This window comes from Mesorhizobium sp. IMUNJ 23232, from assembly GCF_044326205.1.
Lineage (GTDB): Bacteria > Pseudomonadota > Alphaproteobacteria > Rhizobiales > Rhizobiaceae > Kumtagia.
On sequence record NZ_JBIRCY010000092.1, the window covers coordinates 1 to 3870 of the forward strand.

The 3870-nt window shown below is 58.7% G+C and carries 4 protein-coding genes; 2 read left to right on the forward strand and 2 right to left on the reverse strand.

The window, feature by feature from the left end; genetic code table 11:
- Positions 1-105: 105 nt before the first annotated feature.
- Both ACH196_RS35380 and ACH196_RS35385 read right to left on the reverse strand, forming a co-directional pair.
- Positions 106-912 (reverse strand): transglutaminase family protein, encoded by an 807-nt coding sequence (locus tag ACH196_RS35380; RefSeq protein ID WP_396651518.1) that lies wholly within the window; start codon positions 910-912, stop codon positions 106-108.
- 73 nt (positions 913-985) lie between these two features.
- Positions 986-1891, reverse strand: a complete 906-nt coding sequence (locus ACH196_RS35385; protein ID WP_396651519.1) for a transglutaminase N-terminal domain-containing protein — start codon at positions 1889-1891, stop codon at positions 986-988.
- A 317-nt stretch (positions 1892-2208) separates the two neighbouring features.
- Between ACH196_RS35385 and ACH196_RS35390 the strand changes: the two genes are divergently transcribed.
- Both ACH196_RS35390 and ACH196_RS35395 read left to right on the forward strand, forming a co-directional pair.
- Positions 2209-3135, forward strand: coding sequence for a YihY/virulence factor BrkB family protein (locus ACH196_RS35390; protein WP_396651520.1), 927 nt, complete (start codon positions 2209-2211; stop codon positions 3133-3135).
- Between the two features lie 257 nt (positions 3136-3392).
- Positions 3393-3863: a Crp/Fnr family transcriptional regulator gene (locus ACH196_RS35395; RefSeq protein WP_396651521.1), complete on the forward strand. Its 471-nt coding sequence runs from the start codon at positions 3393-3395 to the stop codon at positions 3861-3863.
- Positions 3864-3870 lie beyond the last annotated feature (7 nt).

Below are 3870 nucleotides of genomic sequence, written 5' to 3' on the forward strand. Positions count from 1 at the left end.
CGTGATGAAGCCGGATCGAACGGGGCTCCGGTCAAACTCGGTGCTGACGGCATCGAGTTCAAGCGTTCGAGGAACTCCAGCCCCCCATCAGTCTCGTGGATAGTGCTAGGGGACTTCCTCTGTGATCACATCGAACCGCACCAGCCTTGCGGGGCCAAAGCTGGTTGAGAGCGCGACATCGGTGGCGTCGCGGCCTGTCGCCATCAAGATGCGGCCAATGCGAGGGACATTGTGACGGGCATCGAACGTATACCAGTGCCCGCCGAGATAGGCTTCAAACCACGCTGAGAAGTCCATCGGATCGGGAACTGGCGGCACGCCGATGTCACCGAGATAGCCTGTGCAGTAGCGCGCCGGAATATTCATGCACCGGCAAAGCGTGATCGCCAGATGGGCAAAGTCGCGACAGACACCGGTCCGATCAATCCAACCGCCATGCGCTGTGCGTAGGGAATCTGCATTCTCGTAGTTGAAGGCAATGTGGTTGTGAACGAAGTCGCAGATTGCCTGCACCCGTGCCCACCCCGGCTGGGTGTGCGAGAAATTGGCCCAAGCCAGATCGCCAAGCCTATCGGTGTCGCAGTAGCGGCTTGCAAGCAGGAACACGAGAACGTCGTCGGGCAGATCCTTCACCTCGTGCTGGATCGCATCCCAGGCGACGATATCCGGTCGCCCGCTGTCGTAGATTTCAAATTCTGTAGCGATGTTGAGGATGCCGGGTGGTGCCGTCACCCGCGTGCAGGCATTCCCGAAACCATCGATATAGCCCCATGCCTCAATCGCGGGATCAAACCTCAGTTCATGGCCAGTGAGAAGGTCGCCCCGCCGCGAAGGATGAATATCGAGCGCGAGCAGCATCTGCGTCGGCTGTGGACATTCGTAGGCGATATTGAAGCCCGCGCGGATTTTCATGAAACGCTCGAAGAAAAATTGAAGAAGGTGCGCTGCAACGCCAAGACTACCGGCTCCGTTCCATGCCTAGATTCTAGGCAATGCTGGAGACCTCGTCCTGAGGCTCGGATTGTGTCGTGACATTGACCTGGACCGTCAGGCCCAAATCGTCGGAAGCGCGACCAAAATAGCTCCCGGAGAGCGGAACTGCCTGTCTGGGGTCGCGTGCGACCGCCACTCTAATCAAGTCGCGGTTTCCGACGATGCCGTTTGTAGGATCGAATTCCACCCAACCAGAGCCGGGCAGATAAACCTGACACCAGGCATGCGTCGCTCCGCCTCCAAGATTTGCCTGGCCGTCACGGCTGGCAACATAGATGTAGCCGGTTACAAAACGCGCCGCAAAACCGAGCGAACGGACGGCCTCCATCATTAGCAGGGCAAAATCCCGGCAGGAGCCTTTTCGCGAACGCAATGTAATCAGTGGCGGCTGCGTCCCATGTTCGGAGCGGCGCGCATAGGAAAAGCCCTCATGGATGGCGTAGCACAAGGTCATAAGCACCTTGCCAGTCAGGATCTTCGACCCGGTCCGCACAAACTGGTTTGCCCAGTCCGCGACCGCTCCGCCGTCGTCTGCATAGTGAGGTCGGATGGTGCTTGCGAGGTCAGGCAACTCGTCGGCATCGTATTGGAAGGGATAGCCCATTGCGTTCTCGTCGATCCGGAAATCCGGTGCAGCGGACGGCATATGGTCGACGCGAATGTTGGTCTCGAAGCGAAGCTCCGTCGCTCGTTTCGAAATGGCGACGTTCGCAACACAGTTTCCAAAAACGTCGTGGATCCAGTGGATGGACTCCGGTTTCGGTTCAACCACGAGCGATGCGTGAAGCAGACGCTGATCATAGCTGTCACGCGGCCGGAACATGAGATGGTGCTCACCGAATCCAACCGGACGCCGATAGCGGTAGACCGTCGAATGCCGCACCGAGAAAACGGTCACTAAATCTTGCTCCGGACAAGTTCGCGCAGAAGATATCGCGCTGCCGGCATCTCGCCAGTCAAATAAGCTTCCACTTTGATCGCCATAGGCGGACCGGTGGCTGTCACGGCAGGAACCGTTCGGCCAAACCGTCCTGCAGCGCTGTTGATAACGCCACTTCTACCTGGACCGAATTCCTATGTCGCTCGAGTCGCGCAGCGACCGGTCGGCCGGCATGCGCATACGAGCAACGAAGGTGCGGAACAATCCGACCGCAAAGCGACTTCAAGGTTGGAATACGAAGTGCGGATCTGCGTGATCTGGCCGAGGGAGCGCAAATGAAACCCGTTCTCGGTCGCGTCTGGACTCTCGCAAGAACCGCAGTCGTGGGGTTCATCAACGATAATGCGCTAACCCATGCTGCGGCCATGGCATTCTACGCCGCCACGTCGCTCGCTCCAATTCTGCTCATCGTAATTGCCATCGCCGGCCTTGCGGTGGGAAGAGACGCCGCCCAACTCGCCGTAACCGCGCAACTGACTGGCCTGTTAGGTCCACAGGGCGCCGACTTGCTCAGGTCGATCATCGAGGGAGCTTCCAACAGCACAAGCGGAGCGATCGCTGCCTCTATTGCGTTGATCACTCTGATCGCCAGCGCGTCTGGCGTGTTTGGCGAGATGCAGTCGTCCCTCAATCAGATCTGGAAGGTCGAGCCTAGCTCCACAAGCCTGTCAGGGCTGGTGAGAGCCCGGGCAGCAAGTTTGGGACTGGTTGCGTCACTCGGATTTCTGCTGCTGGTTTCGCTCGCTGCGAGCGCCGCTATTTCAGGGCTGGCCGACTTCATCAATTCGCATTTGCCCTTCGGCGAAGCCATCCTGTCTTTCATCAACACCTTTGTATCGCTATCGCTCCTGGCTCTGCTTTTTGGCGCAATTTACAAAGTGCAGCCGGATCGCTCCCTGGCTTGGAGGGACGTCCGTTTCGGCGCGGTGACGACGGCCGTTCTCTTCACGATTGGGAAGTCTTTGATCGGATGGTATCTCGGAACCAGTGCGGTTGCCTCGTCCTACGGCGCGGCAGGCAGCTTGATTGTTTTGCTCTTGTGGGTGTTCTACTCACCCTCGATTTTTCTTCTGGGTGCGGAACTCACTCCCGCCTACGCCACGAGCTTCGGGACTCGGCCAGACTTGAAGCGCCTCACAACTTCGGTCGGCGATGCACCAACTCCTTCCCAGCCACGAATTGGAGCAGACAGCAACCCCTAAATCGCCGTTGCGTTGATCGCTTTTGTATCGGCGCTAGCCACAATGGTAGCGTTGTCCAAATCCCGGAATCGGGGGAGCTAACTTGGCGATCGTGGTCGGCTTACATGGCATCGCGCTGTTGGCAGGCGAATTGCCAAACCGACCTAAGCGGCTTACGACACCAAGCAAATTCTCATGAAACGACCGGGAAAAGGAGCTTCACAGCATCACCCGACCGTCGCGGAGGCGCCGTCGCGCTGCTGTGAACGGGAATGACTATGATCGAGCCGCTGATACGGCAACTGAGCCAACGCGACCAACTGACAGACGACGAACGGAAGCAGCTTGCGGCAGCCTTCACGGGTCGGAGGGTGGTGAGCGCTGGTCAGGAGATCGTGTCGGACGGAAGTCGGCCGTTGTTCAGTCAACTCCTCGTTTCCGGAATAGCAGGAAGGCAAAAAATTCTCGCGGACGGTAGCCGTCAGATCACCGCTATCCACGTGCCCGGCGACTTCATGGATCTCCACGGGTTTCTGCTCAAGCGGCTGGCGCATGGGGTCATAGCGATTTCGACCTGCACATTGCTTGAAGTCACCCATGAAACGCTGCGGCGGATCACCGAGACCTCGCCCCACCTAACACGCATGCTCTGGCTCGATACGTGTCAATGGCGGCGCAAAACCAGGCCGTTGGGCGGCGCAAAAGTAGGCCACTTGGGCCGGCAAGCGGGGAACGGCGGGAGGGCGTAGCCCGACC

Bases quoted from the DNA above. Each gene is read 5' to 3' on its own strand.
- ACH196_RS35395 (WP_396651521.1), top strand. From the start codon at position 3,393: ATGATCGAGCCGCTGATACGGCAACTGAGCCAACGCGACCAACTGACA.
- ACH196_RS35390 (WP_396651520.1), top strand. From the start codon at position 2,209: ATGAAACCCGTTCTCGGTCGCGTCTGGACTCTCGCAAGAACCGCAGTC.
- ACH196_RS35380 (WP_396651518.1), bottom strand. From the start codon at position 912: ATGAAAATCCGCGCGGGCTTCAATATCGCCTACGAATGTCCACAGCCG.